19 protein-coding genes are annotated in these 23,140 nt (G+C 36.8%); 14 read left to right on the top strand and 5 right to left on the bottom strand.

The window, feature by feature from the left end; all coding sequences use genetic code 11:
* Positions 1-6: 6 nt before the first annotated feature.
* Both rimO and NZ923_04645 read left to right on the top strand, forming a co-directional pair.
* Positions 7-1,305 (top strand): 30S ribosomal protein S12 methylthiotransferase RimO, encoded by a 1,299-nt coding sequence (rimO, locus tag NZ923_04650; GenBank protein ID MCS7229311.1) that lies wholly within the window; start codon positions 7-9, stop codon positions 1,303-1,305.
* Positions 1,306-1,345: 40 nt separating this feature from the next.
* Positions 1,346-2,695 carry a GWxTD domain-containing protein gene (locus NZ923_04645; protein MCS7229310.1) on the top strand — a complete coding sequence of 450 codons (1,350 nt, stop codon included), beginning with the start codon at positions 1,346-1,348 and terminating at the stop codon, positions 2,693-2,695.
* Here the strand turns inward: NZ923_04645 and NZ923_04640 are convergent.
* Positions 2,692-4,413, bottom strand: coding sequence for a hypothetical protein (locus NZ923_04640; protein MCS7229309.1), 1,722 nt, complete (start codon positions 4,411-4,413; stop codon positions 2,692-2,694). The genes NZ923_04645 and NZ923_04640 overlap by 4 nt on opposite strands.
* Positions 4,414-4,681: 268 nt before the next feature.
* Here NZ923_04640 and NZ923_04635 point away from each other — a divergent pair, with 268 nt between their 5' ends.
* The 12 genes from NZ923_04635 (at position 4,682) to NZ923_04580 (ending at position 16,371) form a co-directional block, all read left to right on the top strand.
* Positions 4,682-5,194: an NADH-quinone oxidoreductase subunit J gene (locus tag NZ923_04635; protein MCS7229308.1), complete on the top strand. Its 513-nt coding sequence runs from the start codon at positions 4,682-4,684 to the stop codon at positions 5,192-5,194.
* A 66-nt stretch (positions 5,195-5,260) separates the two neighbouring features.
* Positions 5,261-5,560: an NADH-quinone oxidoreductase subunit NuoK gene (nuoK, locus tag NZ923_04630; GenBank protein ID MCS7229307.1), complete on the top strand. Its 300-nt coding sequence runs from the start codon at positions 5,261-5,263 to the stop codon at positions 5,558-5,560.
* Between the two features lie 24 nt (positions 5,561-5,584).
* Positions 5,585-7,507, top strand: coding sequence for an NADH-quinone oxidoreductase subunit L (gene nuoL, locus NZ923_04625; GenBank protein ID MCS7229306.1), 1,923 nt, complete (start codon positions 5,585-5,587; stop codon positions 7,505-7,507).
* A gap of 31 nt (positions 7,508-7,538) precedes the next feature.
* A complete protein-coding gene (locus tag NZ923_04620; protein ID MCS7229305.1) occupies positions 7,539-9,071 on the top strand; it encodes an NADH-quinone oxidoreductase subunit M in 1,533 nt (510 codons plus the stop codon).
* 35 nt (positions 9,072-9,106) lie between these two features.
* The gene (locus NZ923_04615; GenBank protein MCS7229304.1) at positions 9,107-9,424 is read left to right on the top strand and encodes a hypothetical protein; all 318 of its coding nucleotides are present in this window, start codon (positions 9,107-9,109) and stop codon (positions 9,422-9,424) included.
* A 77-nt stretch (positions 9,425-9,501) separates the two neighbouring features.
* A complete protein-coding gene (locus tag NZ923_04610; GenBank protein ID MCS7229303.1) occupies positions 9,502-10,860 on the top strand; it encodes a sodium:proton antiporter in 1,359 nt (452 codons plus the stop codon).
* A 28-nt stretch (positions 10,861-10,888) separates the two neighbouring features.
* Complete coding sequence (locus NZ923_04605; protein ID MCS7229302.1) at positions 10,889-12,325, top strand: NADH-quinone oxidoreductase subunit N; 1,437 nt, start codon at positions 10,889-10,891, stop codon at positions 12,323-12,325.
* Positions 12,309-13,931 (top strand): NAD(P)H-hydrate dehydratase, encoded by a 1,623-nt coding sequence (locus tag NZ923_04600; GenBank protein MCS7229301.1) that lies wholly within the window; start codon positions 12,309-12,311, stop codon positions 13,929-13,931. Before NZ923_04605 ends, NZ923_04600 begins: the two co-directional genes overlap by 17 nt.
* Positions 13,928-14,317, top strand: a complete 390-nt coding sequence (locus NZ923_04595) for a VanZ family protein (GenBank protein ID MCS7229300.1) — start codon at positions 13,928-13,930, stop codon at positions 14,315-14,317. The genes NZ923_04600 and NZ923_04595 overlap by 4 nt, the downstream gene beginning before the upstream one ends.
* A gap of 1 nt (position 14,318) precedes the next feature.
* The gene (locus NZ923_04590; GenBank protein MCS7229299.1) at positions 14,319-14,591 is read left to right on the top strand and encodes a TMEM165/GDT1 family protein; all 273 of its coding nucleotides are present in this window, start codon (positions 14,319-14,321) and stop codon (positions 14,589-14,591) included.
* A 12-nt stretch (positions 14,592-14,603) separates the two neighbouring features.
* Positions 14,604-15,503: a P1 family peptidase gene (locus NZ923_04585; GenBank protein ID MCS7229298.1), complete on the top strand. Its 900-nt coding sequence runs from the start codon at positions 14,604-14,606 to the stop codon at positions 15,501-15,503.
* A 70-nt stretch (positions 15,504-15,573) separates the two neighbouring features.
* A complete protein-coding gene (locus NZ923_04580; GenBank protein MCS7229297.1) occupies positions 15,574-16,371 on the top strand; it encodes a metal-dependent hydrolase in 798 nt (265 codons plus the stop codon).
* Positions 16,372-16,477: 106 nt separating this feature from the next.
* Here NZ923_04580 and NZ923_04575 read toward each other — a convergent pair whose 3' ends face one another.
* The 4 genes from NZ923_04575 to NZ923_04560 all read right to left on the bottom strand — a co-directional run bounded on the left by NZ923_04575 (position 16,478) and on the right by NZ923_04560 (position 23,134).
* Complete coding sequence (locus tag NZ923_04575; protein MCS7229296.1) at positions 16,478-17,569, bottom strand: hypothetical protein; 1,092 nt, start codon at positions 17,567-17,569, stop codon at positions 16,478-16,480.
* 25 nt (positions 17,570-17,594) lie between these two features.
* On the bottom strand, positions 17,595-18,575 hold the full coding sequence (locus tag NZ923_04570) for a PorV/PorQ family protein (GenBank protein MCS7229295.1): 981 nt from the start codon (positions 18,573-18,575) through the stop codon (positions 17,595-17,597).
* A gap of 88 nt (positions 18,576-18,663) precedes the next feature.
* The gene (locus NZ923_04565; GenBank protein MCS7229294.1) at positions 18,664-21,471 is read right to left on the bottom strand and encodes a TonB-dependent receptor; all 2,808 of its coding nucleotides are present in this window, start codon (positions 21,469-21,471) and stop codon (positions 18,664-18,666) included.
* 22 nt (positions 21,472-21,493) lie between these two features.
* Entirely contained in the window at positions 21,494-23,134 is a 1,641-nt protein-coding gene (locus NZ923_04560) for a hypothetical protein (protein ID MCS7229293.1), read from the bottom strand.
* Between the last annotated feature and the right edge of the window lie 6 nt (positions 23,135-23,140).

Below are 23,140 nucleotides of genomic sequence, written 5' to 3'. Positions count from 1 at the left end.
AAACGCATGAGAAATAAAACGAAGAAAATACACATTCTAACGCTTGGTTGCCCCAAAAACTTGGTTGATTCCGAAGTTTTGATAAGCAAGCTAAAGAACGATTTTAAAATCGTTGAAAAGCCAGAGAAAGCCGAGATCGTGATCATAAACACCTGTGGTTTTATTGACTCAGCCAAACAAGAATCAATAGATAAAATTTTTGAAGTAGTTTCACTTAAGGAGAAAGGAAAACTTGAAAATGTTTATGTGATGGGTTGCTTAGTTGAAAGATATAAAGATGAGCTTGAAAAGGAAATACCCGAAGTTGATAAGTTTTTTGGTGTTGAAAAATTTAACGAGATTTTAAAAGAATTAAATGTTGACTATAATCGTGAACTTCTCGGAGAAAGAGAAATCACCACTGGACATTATGCATATATTAAAATTTCAGAAGGTTGTGATAACCCTTGTTCCTTTTGTGCAATCCCTTTGATTCGTGGTAAATACATAAGTCGTCCAATTGAAGAGATAATAAAAGAAGCGCAAAAACTAGCTTGGAAAGGCGTTAAAGAATTAATCATCGTCGCACAAGATACCACTTACTATGGACTTGACATTTACGGCGAAAGAAAACTTGCCGAGCTTTTACAACGACTTTCAGAAATTAACGGAATTGAATGGATACGCCTGATGTACACATTCCCCGCAAAATTTCCTGAAGAAGTAATTGATGTAATTGCGAAGAACGAAAAAATTTGTAAGTATATTGACATCCCGATTCAACATATCTCCGACAAAATTTTAAAGTCAATGAGACGCGGGATCACAAAGAAAAGAACAATTGAACTTCTAGAAAAAATAAGGGAAAAGATCCCAGAAGTCGCCATAAGGACCAGCTTAATCGTTGGCTACCCTGGCGAGAGTGAGAAGGAGTTTGAAGAACTGCTCAACTTTGTAAATGAATTCAAATTTGATCGTCTCGGTGTATTTACATACTCACAAGAGGAAGGAACAACAGCTTATGACCTTGGCGACCCAATACCAACCGAAGAAAAAGAGAAAAGAATGGCTTTAATTATGAATGCACAACGCAACATAATACTTAAAAGAAACGAGTCCATGATCGGCAGGAAATTAAAGGTTTTGATAGACCGAAAGGAAAAAGGTTACTATGTCGGTAGAACCCAATGGGATGCACCTGAAATTGATCTTGAAGTTTTGGTTGAAGATGAAAATTTGGAAATTGGTAAATTTTACGATGTTGAAATTTACGATTTTTTTGAGTATGATTTAATCGGAAGAATAGACACCAATTCCAAACATTGATAGAAAGAAACAGAGTGAAATAAATTCTTGTTAAAATTTTTTGGAAACAAAATTTAAAGCCGATGGCAAATCGGGTGGAGGAGCAATGAAAAATTTCGTTTTAATTTTGCTAATTCTAATATCAAATATAACTTTAGCACAGGTTGAAGCAAGCTCTCCACGAAGCTATTCAGACCCTCAATTTTATTTTAATGCCTTGAACTTCGCGGGAGACCTAAACCAAAACGAAAGCAGAGTAGATATTTACATCCAAATTCCATATGAATATCTTCAGTTCATTAAAGAAGGCGGAAATTATGTCGCAAATTATGAGGTTATAGTTAACGTTTCAACTCTCAAAGGTAAATATGTAACTGAAAAAGTTTGGACTCAAAAAGTCATCGCTGAAAATTTTGAGCAAACGATTTCAAAAGCTTTCTTAGACATTTCACAGGTATTTTTGAATCTCCCGTTCGGCGATTATAAGATCAGCGTCCAAGTAATAGATCTTGATACCAAATACGGGCTAAAGAAAGATGGATTCATAAGCGTACGAAACTTCATGAAAAATCCATTGACCATGAGCGACCTGATGTTTGTTTCCTCCGTTAAATTTGAAAACAATCAAAAAATAATCGTTCCAAATGTATCAAACACGATCACTTCAAACACCACACAAAATTTTTATGTTTTCTTTGAAATTTATAATAACACCAATAGCTCTGATTCAGTTGGAATAGTTTACAAAATCAACAAAATAAAGGGCAGAAAAAAAGAACAGATAACAATTCGCACTGGAAAAATTAGCGAGTTTATAAAACCGGGGAAAAATTCAGTTATACTTGAGGTTCCGGAACTCCAGCTTGGATTTGGGGATTACATTATTTTCGTTGAAGCAAGGATGAATTCAAATCCTGACTATTATACTATTTCCCAGCGAAACTTCACCGCAAGATGGCTTGAAATTCCAGATCTAATAACCGATCTTGATAAAGCAATTGAGCAACTTGTTTATATTGCGAAACCTGAGGAGTTAAAGTATATAAAATCATCGGCGGATGATGCAGAAAAAGAAAGAAGATTTCTTGAATTTTGGCGTAAGAGAGACCCTACTCCAAACACGCTTAAAAATGAACTTATGGAGGAATATTACGGTAGAGTCAAGTATGCAAATGAACACTTTGGACATTATATTGAAGGATGGAAGACAGATATGGGAATGGTTTATATAATCTTCGGACCACCAAGCAGTGTTGACAGACATCCGTTTGATATAGACAGCAAACCATATGAGATATGGTATTATTACGAGATTAACAGACGATTTATATTTATTGATGAAACTGGATTTGGAGATTACCGTTTGATAACTCCACTATGGGACGAATGGCCAAGAAACACCTGGCGTTAATCCAAAAATGTCCATATAACCCCAAATCTTAAACTTCTATCCTGCATAGGATAAAACGCTGTGGTCATATATCTTGCATTTGTGATGTTTGCAAGCGTCAAAAATATAACTACATTTTTAATCTTTCCACTTGCGAACAAATCAATCGTTGTGAGCTTCCTTATTTCATAACTGCTTTCAACAAACAGCAATGCTGAATTTATAAATCTGAAAGCGTTAAACTTGTCCAATGTTTTTACTCTAACGCCTGCTATTAAATCAAGGGTTCGTGTTAACTTACCTTCGTAGAAGGTTTCGGCGTTGAAAATATATCGCGGATAAGGTTTGGAGATTTTGTTTAAAATCAAAGATGATTTTAGCAAAAAATTAATACGCCAAAGTTTGTATTTAATTCCCAACTCTCCGAATGTTCTGCTGATGTAAGTTCTATAAAATGAAGAATCGTGAAAGACGAGAAAATTATTGATTTTTCTATTTTGAATTTTGAAGTCAACTAAAAAATTTTTGATCTCAAATCTTAAACCGGTTTCATAAACCTGGTGTTTTTCAAAATCGGACGAATTAGTTATAAATTGTTCAAGTAAAGTTGGGACTCGTTTAGAATGCGAAAATCCAGAGCGAAGCTTCAAATTTCCAAATTCCCACTCAATTCCAAGCCCGTAATTTGAAATCGTTCTACCAGAAAGATTTTCAATCCTGACAAATGGGGAAAAACTGAAAGCGCGAATCTTCACATATGAGTTTAAAAAGCCAGAAAAAGATAGTATGGACTTTGACCCCGATGAGACATATTTAGCTAAAAGCGTATCAGTTGAAAGATAGAGATTCAATTTATTTTTTTGAATTTCAAATCCGCCATTAAAGTCAACGAATGCAAAACTTGTTTTGAAATTCATTTTTAGCCCGTAAAAGTTTGAATTTCTCTTGTTTGACTCCCTACGCATTGAAAGATTATCAATTTGAAAAGTATGATAAATCGTGAAGTCAATTGAACTAGTTGAATCAATTTGATAAGTTGACAATATCGTTAGGTCGTTTCTTTTTGAAGATAAAGAAGAATTTACATCAAGGACAGGGGCTATTCTTTCGTTATAGATTATATTCTCTGCATCTGGTGGTGCTTTCGTTGTGTCAATTCCACCATTTAGCCCTGCGCTCATTATCGTATAGATGTTAAGAAATGAGAGCTTTAAATTTTTCATAGGTTCCCAAAGAGAATTTATGAATAAATTCCAAGCGTCGTGTCTTGAGTTTAAAAATCTACCTGATGATGTGCTTCTACGAAATCCTAAAGTTAAGTTTAAGTTTTTATAAAAGTTGTAAGAAAAACTTCCATCGGTTGCGATGAAATCATAAGCATCCTCAACATAGCGAATTCTCGTGATAGGTCGTATATTGAAGATATTTTTAAAAACAAAATTCGTTGCCGATGCGTTTGAATTTTGAAAAATTGGCGCAGAAAAATTGTGAATAACCTCAATCTCATAGATATTATCAAGTGGAAGTATATGCAAAAATTGATACGGGTAAATATAACCAGTAAGAGTTCTGCCGTTGAGGAAAAAATGTGATAGGCGCATGTCAAAGAAATTAAAGTTTAAATTCACTGGTTTACCGTTCTCACCGAGTTCGTTTGAAAAGAGAGCAAATCTTGAGATGAAAATATCGGTAAAAAATTTATAATCAATTCTTTCAATCTGCTCTTGGTTAAATTCCATTGTGTTTGAGTGGATGTTGAACTTAAAGAGTGGGTAAAATTTCACCGTGTCTTGCTTTGGTTGAGATAGGAGTAAGTTTATTGCTAACAGGAGAAATAGCGGGATTTTCATTTCACGGATCTCATTACTTTTATTGGTAAATTTATTAAAGCGTGTTAAATTTTTCAATCTTCGTAAAAATTTTTGATTTAGCCACCTGAATTCGTTGTTTATTTCGGTTCAAATTTTTATATTTATCAACGAATTTAAAAAATAAAAGCTTTGCGAGATGACCTCACAAGCACTTGTTTTCTTTATTCTCGCTTTTATTTCAATTGCGTCCGCAATTTTGATGATAACTCGTGCCAATCCAGTGAAAAGCGCAATTTTTTTGATAGTTAACTTTTTATCTCTCTCAATTTTATACCTTACTCTAAATGCTCAGTTCATTGCTATAATTCAAGTTCTCGTTTATGCTGGTGCTATAATGGTTCTTTTCGTATTTGTTATAATGTTATTGAACCTTCAGGACGAGAAAAGGTTAAGCGATAAATTTGATGTGAAGAGATTAATTGCTTTCGTCCTTGTTTTTCTTGTCTTCGCACAAATTGCTATAGGGCTTGGTAAATCAATGAGCGGAAGATTTTTGAAACCAGCTGATAATTCAATTGAACTCGGTAAGATTGAATTTATCGGCGAAAAACTTTTTACCAGCTACATCCTGCCGTTTGAGATAACTTCCCTGATTTTAATCGTTGCGATAGTTGGCGCAATTGTCCTCGCTAAAAGAAAATTTGAGTAGCTTAGATATGGTGATTGCTTTGAAAGTTAGCCCAAACCAAAACAAAAGCTACGGAGAAAAATCATGATACCTCTGTCGTGGTATTTATTTTTAAGTTTAATTCTTTTCACGATCGGAGTCCTTGGAGTTTTAATAAGAAGGAATGCGATTGTCATATTTATGTGTATTGAATTAATGTTAAACTCTGTAAATCTTGCGCTCGTGGGATTTTCAAGCTATATCGGGAATGAAATTGGCCAAATGCTTGTATTTTTCGTCATGGTGGTTGCAGCTGCAGAAGTTTCAGTTGGACTTGCAATCGTGATTGCGATCTTCAGAAACAGGTTAACAGTAAACATTGATGAAATCAATCTATTAAAATGGTAAATTAAAAAAAGAGGCACCTGAAAAATGCATAAGTACATTGGACTTGCACTCATATTTCCGTTAGTTGGTTTTATTATCAATGGTCTACTCGGGTGGAAGATAAAGAAAGAAAAAATAATAGGTTGGTTTGGAAGTTTAACAGTTGGAGCATCTTTTGTTGTTTCGCTCTTGATATATATTGAATTACTTGGATTACCATCCTATGAGAGGAGGTTCATCGTTGAATACTTTTCATGGATAAAGACTGGTGGGTTAGATATTTCCTTCTCATACCTTGTTGATCCGCTTTCAATCTTAATGGCTATGGTTGTGACAGGTGTTGGATTTTTGATTCATATTTATTCAATTGGCTACATGCACGGCGATAAAGGATTTGCGAGATTTTTTGCTTATTTGAATTTATTCATATTTATGATGCTTACGCTTGTCCTTGCTGATAATTATCTACTTATGTTTCTTGGATGGGAAGGTGTTGGTTTATGCTCCTATCTTTTGATTGGATTTTGGTATGATAGACCTTTTGAAAAGATGACGACAAGTGATGCGGGAAGGAAGGCATTTATCGTGAATAGAATTGGTGACTTCGGTTTTCTCATTGCCTTGTTTTTAATGTATAAGTATTTTGGAAGTTTGGATTATAACACTGTTTTCTCAATTGCAAGCAAGCTTCAATCTGGTGATACAACTATTTTTTGGATAACTTTACTTTTATTTATTGGCGCAACTGGTAAATCCGCTCAAATTCCGCTTTATGTTTGGCTTCCTGATGCGATGGCTGGACCGACTCCCGTAAGTGCATTGATTCACGCTGCGACGATGGTAACTGCTGGTGTTTATATGATTGCTCGCTCTTCCGTGCTATATGCGCTTTCTCCAACTACGATGGAAATCGTAGCAATAATTGGGGCATTGACCGCTGTCTATGCTGCTTCAATGGGACTTGTTCAAAATGGAATTAAAAAAGTTCTTGCCTATTCAACGATAAGCCAACTTGGTTATATGTTCCTTGCTATGGGGGTTGGTGCGTTCTCTGCTGGTATATTTCATCTTACAACACATGCATTTTTCAAAGCTTTGCTTTTCCTTGGAGCTGGTGCGGTGATGCATGCTCTTGATAACGAGGAAGACATTCAAAAAATGGGTGGACTAAAAGAACATTTGCCTATAACATATAAAACTTTCTTCATCGCTTCACTTGCAATTGCTGGAATTCCACCTCTCTCTGGATTTTTCAGCAAAGATGAGATACTTTGGGGCGCTTATTCAAAAGGTTATTTTTGGCTTTGGCTTATTGGAGCAGTCGGTGCATTTATGACAGCTTTTTACATGTTCAGATTGGTTGCACTTGTTTTTGAAACACCACCAAGATATGGAGCGAAACATCCTCACGAAGCGCCCAAAGTTATGACAATTCCTTTAATCATACTTGGATTTTTCTCCGTTGTTTCCGGATTTATTGGAATTCCTGAATCTTTCGGAGTGAAAAATCTTTTACACCACTGGCTTGAACCTGTGTTTGAAGATGCACACGCAAAACTTATTCTTGAAACAGCGGTGCATTCAACTACGACAGAGTTTCTACTTATGTTTCTATCGGTTTTAATTGGTGTCGGCGGTATACTGCTTGCGCGCTATCTTTATTTACAGAGAATGGATTTGGTTGGAAAGATCACACAAAACTTTTATGGAATTTATAAGATCGTTTATAACAAATATTATGTGGATGAAATTTACGATGCGGTTGTTGTTAAGCCGGTCGTGTGGGGAAGCGAAAAATTGCTGTGGAGATTTTTTGATGTAAAAATTATTGATGGAATTGTCAATGGAAGTGCAAAAATCACATCAACGATAAGCTCAATAATTAGGTATGTTCAAAATGGGATCGTTCAATTTTACGCGGTCATTTTCGTAATCGGAATTTTAATTGTTCTCTGGATTATTTTTTGAAACAAAAATTTAAAGAGATTGAAAAATGGAGTTGCTCCAGAAACATATCCTAAGCTTGATAATTTTCTTACCAACAGTTGGCGCACTTGTGATCTCGCTTATAAATAGCGAAAAGAAAAATTTGATAAAGTTCCTTGGGATATTATTCTCTACCATAACATTTGCTCTTTCAGTTTATGTATTTGTAAAATATGATCCAGAAAATGTCAAGTTTCAATTTGTTGAAGTTTATCCTTGGATCAAATCACTTGACATTGCATACAGGGTTGGAATTGATGGGATTTCGCTCTTGCTTTTAGTTTTAACGACATTTCTAACACCTATTGGATTGCTTGCAACTTGGGGTTCTGTTGAGAAAAGGGTTAAGGGATATGTTATAATGTTTCTACTTCTTGAAACAGGTATGAACGGCGTCTTTTGCGCGCTTGATACTTTTCTGTTTTATATTTTCTGGGAAGTGATGTTAATTCCGATGTATTTTATAATCGGGATATGGGGCGGTGAGAATAGAATTTACGCTGCCATAAAATTTGTGATATATACGATGGTCGGTAGTTTACTGATGCTGGTTGCGATTATTGCACTTGGAAACTTTGCAAGCCAGATAAATGGACAATTCACAGCTGATCTTCAAAAACTTTATGAAATTGCTCCCAAGATTTCTTTAAATGCACAAATTTTAATGTTTCTTGCCTTCACATTAAGCTTCGCGATAAAAGTTCCTTTATTTCCGTTTCACACCTGGCTTCCTGATGCACATGTTGAAGCACCTACCGCTGGAAGTGTAATTCTTGCTGGTGTTCTTTTGAAAATGGGAACCTATGGAATTTTGAGATTTTCAATCCCTCTATTCCCTGATGCGACATTTCTATTTTTACCGTACATTGCCATTCTTGCTGTAATTGGTATAATTTATGGTGCTCTTGTTTCGTTTGTTCAACCTGATCTTAAAAAGCTAGTTGCTTATTCATCGGTAAGTCACCTTGGATTTGTTGTTCTTGGATTGATGGGCTTAACCGTTGAAAGTGTTCAAGGTGCTTTAATTCAAATGGTAAACCATGGTTTGTCAACGGGGGCATTGTTTATGCTTGTTGGAATGATTTATGATAGGCGTCATACGAGAATGATTGAAGAATTTGGAGGACTTGCTCGTGTTACACCGGTCTATGCCACATTTTTTATGATCGTTGCACTTTCATCGCTTGGCTTGCCGGGATTAAATGGATTTGTAGGCGAGTTTTTGATTTTGCTTGGTTCTTTCAAATCAAAGTTTTTGGGCACATCAGCTTTTGCAATTTTTGCTGCGCTCGGAGTAATTCTTGCTGCGGTTTATCTTCTCACCGCATATCAAAGAATTTTCTTCGGAAAGGTCACGAAACCTGAGAACGAAAAGATAAAAGATTTAAACCTTCGTGAAGCAATTTCCCTTGTTTTTGTGTTAATTTTTATAGTATGGATCGGTGTTTACCCGAATACATTTTTAAAGAAGTCGGAATCAAATGTTAAGAAAATAGTTGAGCAGATGGAAAGATATAAGGCTGGAATTTTCAGAGCAGTAAGATAAACACGAAATTTTAAATATAGAGGAACCAAATTCTAATGAAACAGGTAAAAGAGAAGTCTGGAGAATACACATATCGCGCAGATCCGTTCGCAATCGTCTTTAGAGAGCTTGATATCATTCGCCAAGATATTAGGGACATAAAATCAGAGCTTATGTGGGTAAAGGAACAGTTCAATGATGTGAACAAGAGATTTGACGATGTTAATAAGAGATTTGATGATGTTAACAAAAGGTTTGATGATGTGAATAAAAGGTTTGACGATGTAAATAAGCGAATAGATAGATTATTTATTTTCGTGATCATCTACCTAATAGGGATGGTTGCATTTTTGGTTAAAACATTTTTGTTGTAAAACAAATTTAAGGAAAATTTGAAATGAGAAAATTACTTGCCTTTTGCATAATCAGTTTGTTCTTGTTATTTTTTCCTATGTCGGATGCCTTTGCGATAGAATATGAAATCCTTCCAGTTAATCCGGTCATGATTGCACCTTTTATATTACTTTTACTCTCAATTGCGCTAATGCCATTTATAAATCGGCACTGGTGGGAGCATAATTATCCATTGGTTTCATTTGCATTAGGCGCTGTGACAGTTGTTTACTACTTTTTTATCTTGAAAAACGCGCCGAGAATGATTCATACTGCGATTGAATATTTTAGCTTTATCTCACTAATTGGTTCTCTTTTCGTTGTAGCTGGAGGAATTCATATAAGAGTTAAGGGTCGGTCAACACCACTTGCAAATGTTATATTGCTTGGAATTGGAGCTGTTATCTCCAACCTTCTTGGAACAACTGGAGCATCAATGGTTTTAATAAGACCTTACATTAGGTTAAATAAATACCGAATTTCCGCTTACCATATTGTATTTTTCATTTTTATCGTTTCAAATATAGGCGGAATGTTAACTCCTATCGGTGATCCTCCTCTCTTTTTGGGTTATCTTAAAGGTGTTCCCTTTTTCTGGGTGATAACAAGGGTCTGGTATATTTGGCTTATTTCAGTCGCTTTAATTTTATTGATCTTTTATATAATTGACAGACATCATTATAAGAAGCTGCCTGACGAAATGGAAAAAGAAATTGAGTCAAAAGGAGAAGAAGCGGTTGTTGAAGGATTACACAATGTTATATTCCTCTTTATAATTCTCGGTGCGGTTTTCCTCAAAGAGCCAATTCGCGAAATCATAATGATCGCTTCAGCGGTCGCAAGTTATCTTACCACGAAGAGAGAAATCCATGAAAGAAATGATTTCAACTTCATCCCAATAAAAGAGGTTGCTATTTTATTTGCAGGAATCTTTGCAACGATGGTTCCAGCTCTTGACTGGCTTGAGCTCAACGCTGAAAAGCTTGGCATCACACATCCAGGACAATTTTTCTGGGGCACCGGGATTTTATCAAGTTTTCTTGATAATGCTCCAACATATTTAAACTTTCTCAGCGCAGCGTTTGGACTTCATGGGTTAAATGTTGATAATCCCGTTCACATGAAAGCTATGCTTGGATTGCTATCTCCAAACGACTTGGCTCATCTTGAATTTTCACATAACTTTAATGTCCTTCCAATAACAGCTGATTCGTGGAGATATGTTCAAGCGATTTCGGTAAGCGCAGTTATGTTTGGTGCGATGACATACATTGGAAACGGTCCCAACTTTATGGTTAAATCAATAGCAGAACAATTTCGCATTAAAATGCCAAGTTTCTTTGGATACATGATAAAGTATTCAATACCGATTTTATTACCGATCTTCACTTTCATATGGTTCGTTTTCTTCAGATAAATTCAAAACTAAGTATAAATTAAACACAATGAACTTTTACACGGACCTGATCGGGATATCGCCGATTTTAGCAGTATCACTTGCTGGATTAGTCGTCGTAATTATTGAAGCACTTGTTAAAAAGAGTGAAACTTTAAGTTATATCTTCAGCATAATTTCCCTCATAATCGCTGGATTTTTATCAGTTTATACTTATCCAATGTATTCAACTGCTTTTAACGGCATGGTTGCCGTCGGTGGTTATGCAAGCTTTTTTGATTTCGTTTTTTCCATCGGTGCTTTGCTTACAATTTTGCTCTCAAAAGATTATCTTGTTAAGCGCGGGACAAATTATGGCGAGTTTTATATATTGATCTTGTTTGCGACTGCTGGAATGATGCTACTTGCTTCAGGTCTTGATTTAATTATTACATTTCTTGGTATAGAGTTGATGTCCATCTCACTTTATGTTCTCGCTGGCTTTGTTCGCACAGATCCAAAGTCAAATGAAGCTGCACTAAAATATCTTCTCCTCGGTGCATTCGCAACAGGATTTCTACTATTTGGAATTACATTCATCTACGGAAGCACAACAACGACAAATTTAAAAATCATATCAGCAAATTTTCAGAACTATCAAAACGATTTTCTCTTTTGGCTTGGAGCTGGGCTTTTGTTAATAGGATTTTCTTTCAAAGTCGCCGCTGTTCCATTTCATATGTGGGCACCTGATGCATATGAAGGCGCTCCAACCCCTGCAAGTGGTTTTATGTCTGCAGTTTCTAAATCAGCAGCATTTGGTGCTTTCGTTCTTGTATTTATATTTGGCTTCAATGGAGCAAATGAGCAAGTAAGACAAGCGATAGCAATAATTTCAGTTTTATCAATGATTTTGGGAAATATAATCGCAATTTCACAAACAAACATAAAACGAATCCTTGCTTATTCAAGTATAGCACACGCAGGTTATATTCTCGTTGGACTTGCTTCTGCAAATGAGCTTGGTAAGCAGGGGGTTCTTTATTATTCACTTGCTTATGTCTTAATGCAAGTTGGTGCCTTTGGGATCGTTTCAATAATTGAAAAAGAAGAAAATAAATCTCTTGACATAAAGGATTATGTAGGTCTTGGGTATAGAAAACCTTTGCTTGGTGTTTTGATGGCAATTTTCATGTTTGCCTTAACTGGATTTCCGCCATTCGCCGGATTCGTCGGAAAGTATTACCTTTTTGCATCGGCGGTTCAAGCTGGAATGACTTGGCTTGCAGTGGTTGGGGTGCTTGCAACTCTTGTGTCGGTTTATTATTATCTAAATGTCGTGGTAAATATGTATCTTAAAGAGCCAACTTTAGAAATCGTTTCAAATCCCGATGAAGTTAAAATTTCATTTTCGGGCGCATTTGCTGTAATTATTTCAGCTGTTGGAGTATTTTTGATAGGTATTTTGCCGTCATTTGTGACAAAATATCTTGAGCGTTTGTTTTAGCTTTAAAATTAAAATTTTAGTTCGCTATATGCTTCTTGTTGCATCTACGGAAGAGATGAGAAAATGTGATAGTTATGCTATAGATCAACTTGGAATTCCGGGGCTTTTACTAATGGAAAATGCTTCACAGGGTGTGGTTAATTCCATATTGATGAAATATGGTGGTGTTGCTGGAAAGAAAGTTTTTGTCTTTTGCGGCTCTGGAAATAACGGTGGTGATGGGCTTGCGGTTGCGAGAAAACTTTTCGGGATGAAAGCTGATGTCTATGTCTTTCTTCTATCTGAACCTGAAAAATTGCGAGGCGATGCGAAAACAAACTATGAAATTGCATTACGCATCAATAAGAATAAACGCGAAATTGATGTCTTTGAAATAATAACCTTGAAAGATGTGAAAGACCTTGAAAAGTATCCAAGACCTGATCTTGTGATTGACGCTATATTTGGGACTGGTTTTAAAGGAAAAGTTCAAGGTTTATTCTATGATGTGATAAGTTGGATAAATTCAATTCGTGCTTACACTGTCTCAATTGATATTCCATCCGGCTTAGATGGCGATACAGGTGAAGTTGCTGGAATTGCGGTTCGCGCTGATCTTACTGCAACGATGGGACTTCCAAAGACAGGCTTAATGCTTAACTTGGGCAAGATCCTACCAGGAAAAATTTACATAATTGATATCGGGATACCGAGCTTCGTTTACCAAATTATGGGGATAAAAACTTATTATCTTGAGCAAATTGATATTAAAAAAAGATTACCTGTAAGACCATTCAATGCACATAAATATAGTTGTGGCAAAATTTTCGCACTTGTCGGTTCGCCCGGACTTACAGGAGCTGCCACAATGTCAACACTTTCAGCGATGAAAGTTGGAGCAGGTGCGGTTATAGCTGGAGTCCCGGAAAGCTTAAGCCCTATACTTGAAATGAAATTAACCGAAGTGATGAAGCTACCTTTGCCTGAAACAAATGAACACACAATTGGATGGAACGCTCTTGATTTAATTGAAGAGCATATGGAATGGGCTGATGTTTTAATAATTGGACCTGGACTTTCAAAAAATTATGAAACGAAGCAAGTTGTCCTAAATATCCTTAAAAAGTTGAACAAAAAAGCTGTAATTGACGCCGATGGATTAAATGCACTTGTTGGAAATTTAAATATATTAAAAAGTTTACACAATGAAATCGTCTTAACACCTCACTCTGGTGAGTTTTCCCGATTAACTGATTTACCAGTTGAAAAAATTGAGCGAGAAAAAATAGAAGTCGCAAGGAATTTTGCCACTGAATATGGCGTTGTGCTTGTCCTTAAAGGTGATACGACAGTTATCGCAAATCCCGAAGGAGAGGTCTTTATAAATTCAACAGGAAATCCCGGAATGGCAACTGCTGGAAGCGGTGATGTTTTAACAGGAATGATAGCTGGATTTATGGGACAAGGTTTAAGTGCCCTTGATGCAGCGATCTGCGGTGTTTATTTGCACGGTCTTGCAGGTGATCTCGCAAGAGATAAACTTGGTGAACTTCCAATGATGGCAATGGATATTTTGAATTCAATTCCTGAAGCGATTCAAAAAGTGATGAAAGAAGATAAGGGGTGAAAAATTTTCTAAAATACCAATTCCCCGCTCTTTTTTGGATAGGGTTTACATTCGTGTTAACATCAATACCAGGGGATTATTTTCCAGAAGAGCCATTTAACTTGTTTGACAAACTTGTCCATGCCTTTTTATTTGGAACAGTGTCATATCTTGTCTATCGTGCTCTTCAGTATCAGGAAAAAAGTGTTTTCCTTAAAAATTTCAGCATAGCGTTCGCATTCCTTGTTTGTGTCGTTTATGGAATAATGAGTGAAATTTATCAGGAGTATGTTCCCGGCAGAAGCTCCGATGTGACCGATGCCTTTGCGAATATATTTGGTGGAGGAATTGTTTCCCTTTACCTTCTTTATTTTAACTATACAAAAACAAAAAAGGGTAAGATTTAAAATGTCCCTTAAAGTTATAATAACGACTTTTTTGGCGATTTTTCTTGCAGAGCTTGGGGATAAAACTCAACTTGCTGTGTTAACTTTATCGGCGGAGTCAAAGAAACCAGTGTCGGTTTTCATCGGTGCAATCGTTGCTTTTGGGCTCATTACGCTTCTTGGAGCTTTTTTGGGAGGTGTGATAACTAAATTTGTCCCAGAGCATGTGATAGAAAAAATTGCCGCAATTGCTTTTATCGTGATCGGAATTTTGATGTTTTTTGAAAAGATATAAAATTATCAAGCCATGTTTGAAAAACTCGGCTTTAAAATCGGACATTCAACGAACAAAGAGGCGTTAACTGGATGTACTGTGATCTTATGTCCTCCGAATACCATTGGTAGTTGCTTTGTAAGTGGGAATGCGCCAGGAAGTCGTGAACTTGAACTTTTATCACCAGATATGACTGTTTCGGAAGTCCATGCGATTGTATTAACTGGCGGAAGTGCTTTCGGTCTCGCATCTGCGGATGGGGTTATGCGTTTTCTTGAAGAAAATGGGATTGGATATCAAACACCTTGGGCAAAGGTTCCGATTGTTCCATCTGCCGTGGTTTACGATTTAAATGTCGGAGATCCCAAAATCAGACCTACCGCTGAAGATGGATACAACGCTTGTTTGAACGCAAGCGTTAACTTTGAAACGGGTCTTGTTGGAGCTGGAACTGGGACGACAGTTGGGAAATGGGCAGGATTTGAATATAGGATGAACGGTGGTTTTGGTTTTTATATTGTCCAGCTTGATGACTTAATTGTCGCTGCAGTTGCAGTTGTAAATTCCGTTGGAGATGTAATTGATGAGGACGGCAAAATTATAGCAGGGGCGAGAGCAAACAACAAATTTATAGCTGAGGATAAGAAATTTCGTTTCGCTCTACAAAGAAAAATTCAATTCGGGACAAATACGACTCTTATTTGCGTGATGACGAATGCAAGTTTAACGAAAATTGAATCTTATAAACTTTCCAAGCGTGCTAACAATGGCATATCAAGATCAATTCGCCCATCTCATACGAGCTATGATGGTGATGTTGTTTTCACGCTTGCAACAGGTCAAGTTGAAACCGAGTTTGAAGTATTAGCTGAACTTTCATCTTATGTAGTAGCTGAAGCGATAAGGGACGCAGTAAGAAAGTCAAACACTTAACAATGTTTGATCGCTTGAAAATTTCAGCAAAGTTTTTAAAATTATAAAAAACAAAATTCGGGAGGCGAAAATGAAAACACTTCTACTTTTCATTTTAGCTTCATTTCTAATCGTCGGATTAACAGCGGTCGCAAAGGAAAAGAAAGCCTCAGTAAAAAGATTTAAAGGAGTTGAAGTCACTTGGCTTGGACATTCCGCTTTTCTTTTGAAATCACCAAATGGGAAAATTATTTTGATTGATCCCTGGCTTGATAACCCTAAAGCTCCAGAAATGGCAAAGGACATAAAAAAAGCTGATATAATCCTCTTAACACACGGACATTTTGATCATATCGGTTCTGCCCCTGCAATTGCAAAAAATAGCGGTTCAAAAGTCGTAAGCATTTTTGAAATATCAAGATATCTTGCTCGCCAGGGCGTGCCAGAAGAGCAACTTATCGGAATGAATTATTCTGGCACAGTTGAGGTTGACGGAATTAAAATTACAATGGTTCCAGCAGTCCACAGTTCTGGAATTTCAGATGGAAATAACATTATTGAAGGAGGAAACCCTGCTGGATTCGTTGTTGAGTTTGAAAATGGTTTTAAAGTTTATCACACTGGGGATACAGGATTGTTTGGAGATATGGCGCTTATCCGAAAACTTTATGCTCCCGATTTAATGCTTGTTTGCATAGGTGGACATTTCACAATGGGACCAAAAGAAGCAGCGGAAGCAATAAAACTTGTCGCACCCAAATATGTAATACCAATGCACTATGGAACTTTCCCACTTCTTGCGGGGACACCAGCGGAGCTAAAGAAATACTTGCCAGCAAAATTCAAAAACGCCGTAATTGAACTTAACCCAGGGGAAGTAGCTAATTAATTATAAAAAACCTTGGGGGCATTTTTTGCCCCCAAGTTTAAACATAATTACCTGTCTTCGTTTAATCTCTGCTGAATCAAAACCCCGTTAAAAGTAGAACTTACTTTTATCTTATATCAGTTGATAATTTATATCGCACAATCCTGTTGTTCCCAGTATCAGCAATATAAAGAATCCTATCAAACCAGGCAACGCCTTTCGGATTTTTCAACTTATCTTTCCCGAGCTTACTCGGCCCAAACGACTCTTTCAACAACTTTCCTCTCACATCAAATTTCATCAAGGAATCAAGTCCAGAGTCAATCACATAGATATTGTTCCTTGTATCAAGCGTGACATCTTCTGGGCTTACGAAAATACCTTGAGTTGTTAAGTCCGTTGCATTCGGCTTGAAGTAGGCTTCCCAATTAGGTGGAACGACTTCACTTCCAGGATTGAAACGAAACCATTTAACTTTGAAATTTGCTCCAGGATCTGTCTGCGCGACGATAAAGTCAGTTGCCCTTCTTCTGTCAGAAAAAGTCGCTATCGCGCTCATTTGATTTATTGAACGAATTCCGCTACCAGTTGCATCAAGGTTCGGAGTTAAATCAATATACTCGCGCGGGTAAAGAGAATCGTTTTTACTAAAATGCAATATCATGTTATCAGGATCAAATATACTTGTGTTGTCAGGTCCAACGCGACACACATAATAGCTGTTGTCAATCAAATCAGCAACACCTGTGAATCTTCTTGCTGGTTTTTCTGGTTCCCAATAAATTGTGTCAACCTTTGCGACATTAATGTTGTGGCTCGCTTCAAACAATCTTATCTTGTAAATTGCACCATATCTATAACCTCCTTTTACAAGCTCACCAGCAACTATCAAATTAAATCTTCTATCCTGCGCAATTGCAACTGGTTTTAAAATTTCCTTTTCACCAATGTAGTTTCCTGCAAGATCAAGCATCACAATTCTATCATTTCCAGTATCTGCGATATAGACAAATCCATCATGTCCGATATGTATGTCCTCTGGTTGTTTAAATTCTTTCCCGCCTGCTTCTTTCCAATCTTCCCCTTCTTTAACATAAACTGTGTCGGAGATTGAAATACCTCTCGGAACATCATCAAATTGTGAAATGTCAAGTTCTTTTCCACAACCGATCAGGAAGAATATCCAAGCCGTTAAAATCAAAGGTGATATTTTTTTCATCAGTTTGTGCTTTTTTATTTTTCAATCAAAACTTGAACAATATTGAAAATCTATGCGTATTTCCAAGACGCGTAAACCTTGCAAAAGCATAATCAAGGTTCAAATTTACAAGTCCAGTTTTTATAGCTACACCTGCGCCAGCTGTGAAGTTCTGCTCATCTGCGTTTATTTTATACCCACCGCGAATGAAAAATGATTCCCTAAATCCATATTCAATTCCAATCCCAAAGTTTTCAGCATTATCATTTGGATGATTCAATTGTATCGCCGTCGTAAGTTTATGCGTTTCATTCATAATTGGTTCAAACGCAAATCCAAACCTAAACATAGTTGGAGGAGAAAACGACTGAAAAGATGAAATTTTCTCACCACTTAAAAGAGTAATCTCACCCCTTGGCGCCATATCTCCACCGAAGTTAGAAATTGAAACAGCAAACCTTGCAGTCCCAAGCCCCATCCAATAAAATGTCCCGAGATCAACAAGGACAGCTTGCATTTTTAAAACATCAATCGTTTCATCAATGTATTTAACGGTTAATCCGAAACTAAATTGATTTGTCAATCTTCTTGCATATGTCAGACCAAATGCCATGTCAATATACTTAAAATATCTCCCTGTTCCGTAAGGTTGTGTTTCAGTGGTAATTTCCATATCATCGGTGTAAAGCGCTGTCAAGCTCAAACCAATCGCATCATTCCTTGAAAGGTGATAAACTCCGCCAATGAAGTCGTGTTTTATATCCACAAACCAATTTGTATGAGAAAGAATAACTTCGTTAGTCCCGAATTGAACTATCCCTGCAGGATTCCAATATAGAGCGGAAGCATCGGTGGCATTTGCAACGAAAGCATCAGCCATTCCAACAGCCCTTGCTCCAACTGAAATTTTCAAAAATTGTGCTGCCGAAATCCCAGATCTCTGTGCACCAAGTATTGGAAAAAGTTGAGCGTAAGATACGCAGGTCAACAAAACAAGTGATATGACTAAAACTGTTAATTTCTTCATTTTTCAAGTTTCTAATTTTAATTTTCATTGAACTCTCTTGCTCGTTTTCCTCTCCAACAATCTATTGAGAGAAAAACTGAAATAAATCCTAAAATCTTATAGAGAAGCCCACTTTTATGTTACGCTGTGGCAAATATCTCGCCGGATTAAATGGAAACGGATCAACAGGCGCTTGAAGTTCTGGATATAGAGGATCGTTCCAATCAACAGGCGTTGGATCGCCAAACTCGTAAGCTCTTCCCGTGATCGGATTAATTATCTGAGAATTTTTATTATCAAAAAGATTGGTTACCTCAACGAGAAAAGTGAATTCAAGTCCAGCAAATTTTATGTATTTTTCAAAAGTCATATCAACCCAGAACCACGGTTTCCCTACTTTGCTATATCTGTTTCTCAAATCAGGCACATAAATTGGCTTTCCATTCGGGAGAGTGTCGCCAGTAAAGTAATATGGAGTATATCTTCTACCTGACTGATAAAATGCCCTGAGATAAAGATTAAAGTTGTCAAGGACACCTTTCCCAAAGCCAAAGATACCTTTGCCTTTTTCAACATAGAAATTAAATATCGCTGATGCTTGAATTGGTCTATCCCAAACGAGATATGTTTCTTTAATACTTTCATAGATTTCACCTCTTATCGCAAGAACTCCTTCATCTGGAGACGAACTTTTTCCTGTTGCAATTGAATAAGAACCGCTCAAAGTTGCCCTGAACCATCTCCCAATTCTCTTTTTATATTCAATTTCAATTCCGCGACTTCTTGCATAATCAAGATTGACATAAGTTATATAGCTTCGTCCAAGTTGGCCAGCGATTGTAATTCTTGCTTGTTTCGTTGTGACATAGTCAAAAATGTCTTTATAATAAGCAGTTATTGTCAAAACATCGTTTTCGGTGAGTTGATTTCTTAAGCCAAGCTCATATGCGACGGTTGTTTCAGGATTGAGATTTGGATTTCCAAATTTTTGGAAAGTTGATCTTGCTGTGACAGGATTAAGTTTTGCGTAAACAAATTGCGGTCTTGGTCTCTTTGAAAAATGCCCGTAAGAGAAAAACAATGTTTGATTGTCTGAAATCGGATGCGAAATTCCAAGTCGCGGGCTTAATCTACCTTTCCACCTTCGTCCAAAGAAATTGTATGTCTCACGGAAATATCTTTCCCTTGCTTCGTCTGAAATCGTGACAACATTAGGATTTCTAACAGCATCATCAACGAATTTACCTGGGAACCAATAATCAAATCTCAAACCGAAATTCAAAATCATTCCGCTAAATGTTATATTATCTTGCGCATAAAAAGCACCGAAGGCAGGACTAACTTCATATAAATCATTATTCAAACCCATCGGTGGAACCCAAGGCTGATATATATCAACAAACCTTAACCTCTGGAATGTCATCTCAAATCCGGTTTTAAACTTGTTCTTCTCGCTGAAGAAATGAGTTAAGTCGCCCTTGATTGTGTATTCAACTACCGAATGGTCATGCCATGTAAATGGATTTCCTGTATCGTAAAATCCATCACCAGGAATTAATCTTATCGTATCGCTTCCTGTGTTATAGTAATACGGTGGTATTTGTGGAACATCTCTTGGTTCTTTGTAATCTCTCCAATCAAGACCATTTGCATCGCTTCTTAAACGTGTGAAATATCTGCTCAAATTTAGCTCGTAAAATGTTTTCTCGCTCAATGTATGCGTAATTCCAATTTGATGGTTTAAATTTAGATGGGAATAGACATTTGCGTTCCATAAAATGTTTTGAAATTCATATTGATAGCCAGGGCCAGGTTCAACATATTCAAGCGTGATTTGAAGAGAGCGAGTATTTTGGTTTACACTTGCAGAAAAGCTGAAAGAGTAATTTAATTTAAAAGTAGTTGATGGTTTCCAAGTTAGTTTGAACATCCCCATGTAGCTGTTTTCGGCTCGTGGAGTGTAAGAAGGATGATATCTGTTTCCTAACATCTCCCGAAAGAGCGAAGAATAAAGTCGCCCTGGTCTTTTTCCCGTTCTCCCATAAGTGTATCCGTCTGAAAAACCAATAGTTCCATTCGTAAAAAATGTTAATTTACCAGGCAATAATCTAAAGAAAGGACCGCTTAAATTGAATTCAAAAATATCTGTGTTGAAGTTTGAAGACGAATTATTATTCAAGCCGAAATGATCAAATTTATAAGCGAATTTACCTTGGAATTTATCACCACCCTCTCTTGTCCTAACTCTCACAACTCCTGATGTCGCTTGTCCATATTCAGCGTTAAATCCACCAGTTATAACTTCTATTTCTTCTATTGCATCTGGGCTCAGCTGTAGTCCGAAACCTGTTCCAGCAAGCGGATCTTGAACTGAAACACCATCAACAAGATAAGCACTTTCATAAGTTCTACCACCACGTATGTGCACTCCTTCATCGCTGTAAACAACCCCAACTTGAAGAGTGACGATGTCTTTAACATTTTGAACAGGTGCAATTTGAATTTCTTCGGCTGTGATTGTCCTTCTTGATTGTGTCTCTTCAATATCAAAAAGTGGTCTTTCGCCAATTACGACAACTTCCTGTTCAAGTGTTAAAACCGTTTCTTCCATTTTTATTGTCTTCAAATCTGTAACTCCACCAGCGGTGACCTTAACTCCCGTAATTGTCACTTTCTTATAACCAATTATAGAAATCTCAAGCGTATAGGTTCCTGGATTTACATTTCTAATTTCAAATCTTCCATCAAAATCTGTCGCGGCACCATAATATGTTCCTTTGACTATGACATTTACTGCTGGGAGTCCTTCCTCGGTTTTAGCATCAACAACCCTTCCTATTATTTTTCCTTTTTCCTGTGCTTGAGTTAAACAAAGAGCAAAAGACAAAACGAAAACCAATCTAATTAAACCTTTCATCTCGTTCACCTCCAATTAACTTTTAAAACGAAGAAAATTTACTACTGGCACCAAAGTTTCTGAAAACCCTTGAAATGAACACTCCTGCATTTCTCACTCCTCCGTTAAACCTATATATTGGTAAACCAACAAGCACAAAGTTTTTATCAATTGATTCAGCACCTATTGCAAATGTTATATTTCCCCAAGCGCTTCGGGGTTCAACCCAGTAAATTGGACGGGCAAAAGCAGATGGATAAACTGCTCTCAAAAATGCAACTATTTTCCCACCATCAACAGGATTATCAGATGGGCTATCACGAACCAAAACAGGATATTCAGATGTTTCAGCTGGATTAGAAGGATTATAATTCAAAATCCTCGTGCCAGATGGAACAAAACCAGTAAGCGGTGAGGAACTAATACTATCAACTACACCTGAAATATCACTTAAAGCTTTTCCCACATCAAAATCAGGCGTTGTGCTCTGTGGCAATATAAACGAAAACAACACTTTTCCACCTTGATTTCTAAACTTTGGAAGTGATATAGCTGCTATATCAAAATTTGTTTCATCACTTGATACCCAGAAAACATATCTATAAAATCTCACCAAAACTTCAGCGAAATCAACCCGTGGAAAAGGTGGCACTAAAATACCACGTCTTGGATACCTCGCACCAACTCTTAAATTCCATACATCATAATTCCCTCCAACAAGCGTATCAAAAATAGATCTATAAAAACCTATTGAGTTATCCGCAATCCCATAATCAGCAACTATCAAAAGATTTCCTTTGGGCCTTCTAACATACCATGTCCTTCCTTCAGATGGCATTCTTATCGTCTTGCTAAATGCACCAGCGACATCACGAGCTTTAAGGTAAAAAACATTGTTTCCATTCAAACGCATTTTCAAGGTTCCAGAAACGGGGACACGTCCAAGTGTTTGAGTTGAGCTCGGAATAACCAGCGCATTAGCAATTGTATCCGTTTGTGAAAAGTTTTCAGCAAGAAGCGTAACAAATCTAAATTGTCCCGGAACTCTCACCCAAGTTGATGTATCATTAAGAGCAACCCAAAATTCGGAAATTGTATTATCCCCATCAATATCAGAAGCGATCCATTGAAATGAAACAATTGGAAAAGTTGTATCAGGAACATCAAGTCGTGTTCCAGCAAACTCACCCGTCATTGCAAATTCCACCGTCGGCGGAGTATTTCTAATTGGAAATGTTAAATCAGCTGGTGTCTCATCGTAACAATCATTTGGTAAAATTTCAAACTCTTCCCCTCTATCCCAAGCTCTATTTCCGTTTTTATCAATGAAGTTTATCTTTTGTCCCTCGGTGAATCTTGTTTTCAAAGTATTATCAACTGCAAATATCCAAAAGTTATAGCTTGTGTCAGTACCAAAAATCGGGAGCTTAAAAACGCTATCGTTTTTAAATGTCCAAAACCAATTTTTTCTATCAAAGCTAAAAACATAACCTGAAATCCATCCATCTTTATCAACGCCCCACCAATGGATGTGTAAATTGCTCGTTGATTGATTTAACGCTGAATCTGGAAACAACGAAATATAAGTTTCAGGTCGTGCGTTAGGATATGGTTCGCTCATCTTGTGCTTAATGCATCCATAAAGCAGTATTGCTATTGTGAAGATAAAAAATTTGAGTTTCATCTTTTC

The sequence above is a fragment of the Candidatus Kryptonium sp. genome, assembly GCA_025060635.1.
GTDB lineage: Bacteria > Bacteroidota > Ignavibacteria > Kryptoniales > Kryptoniaceae > Kryptonium.
Note: the sequence above shows the minus strand (reverse complement) of the source record. Positions and strands in the feature narration are given on the sequence as shown.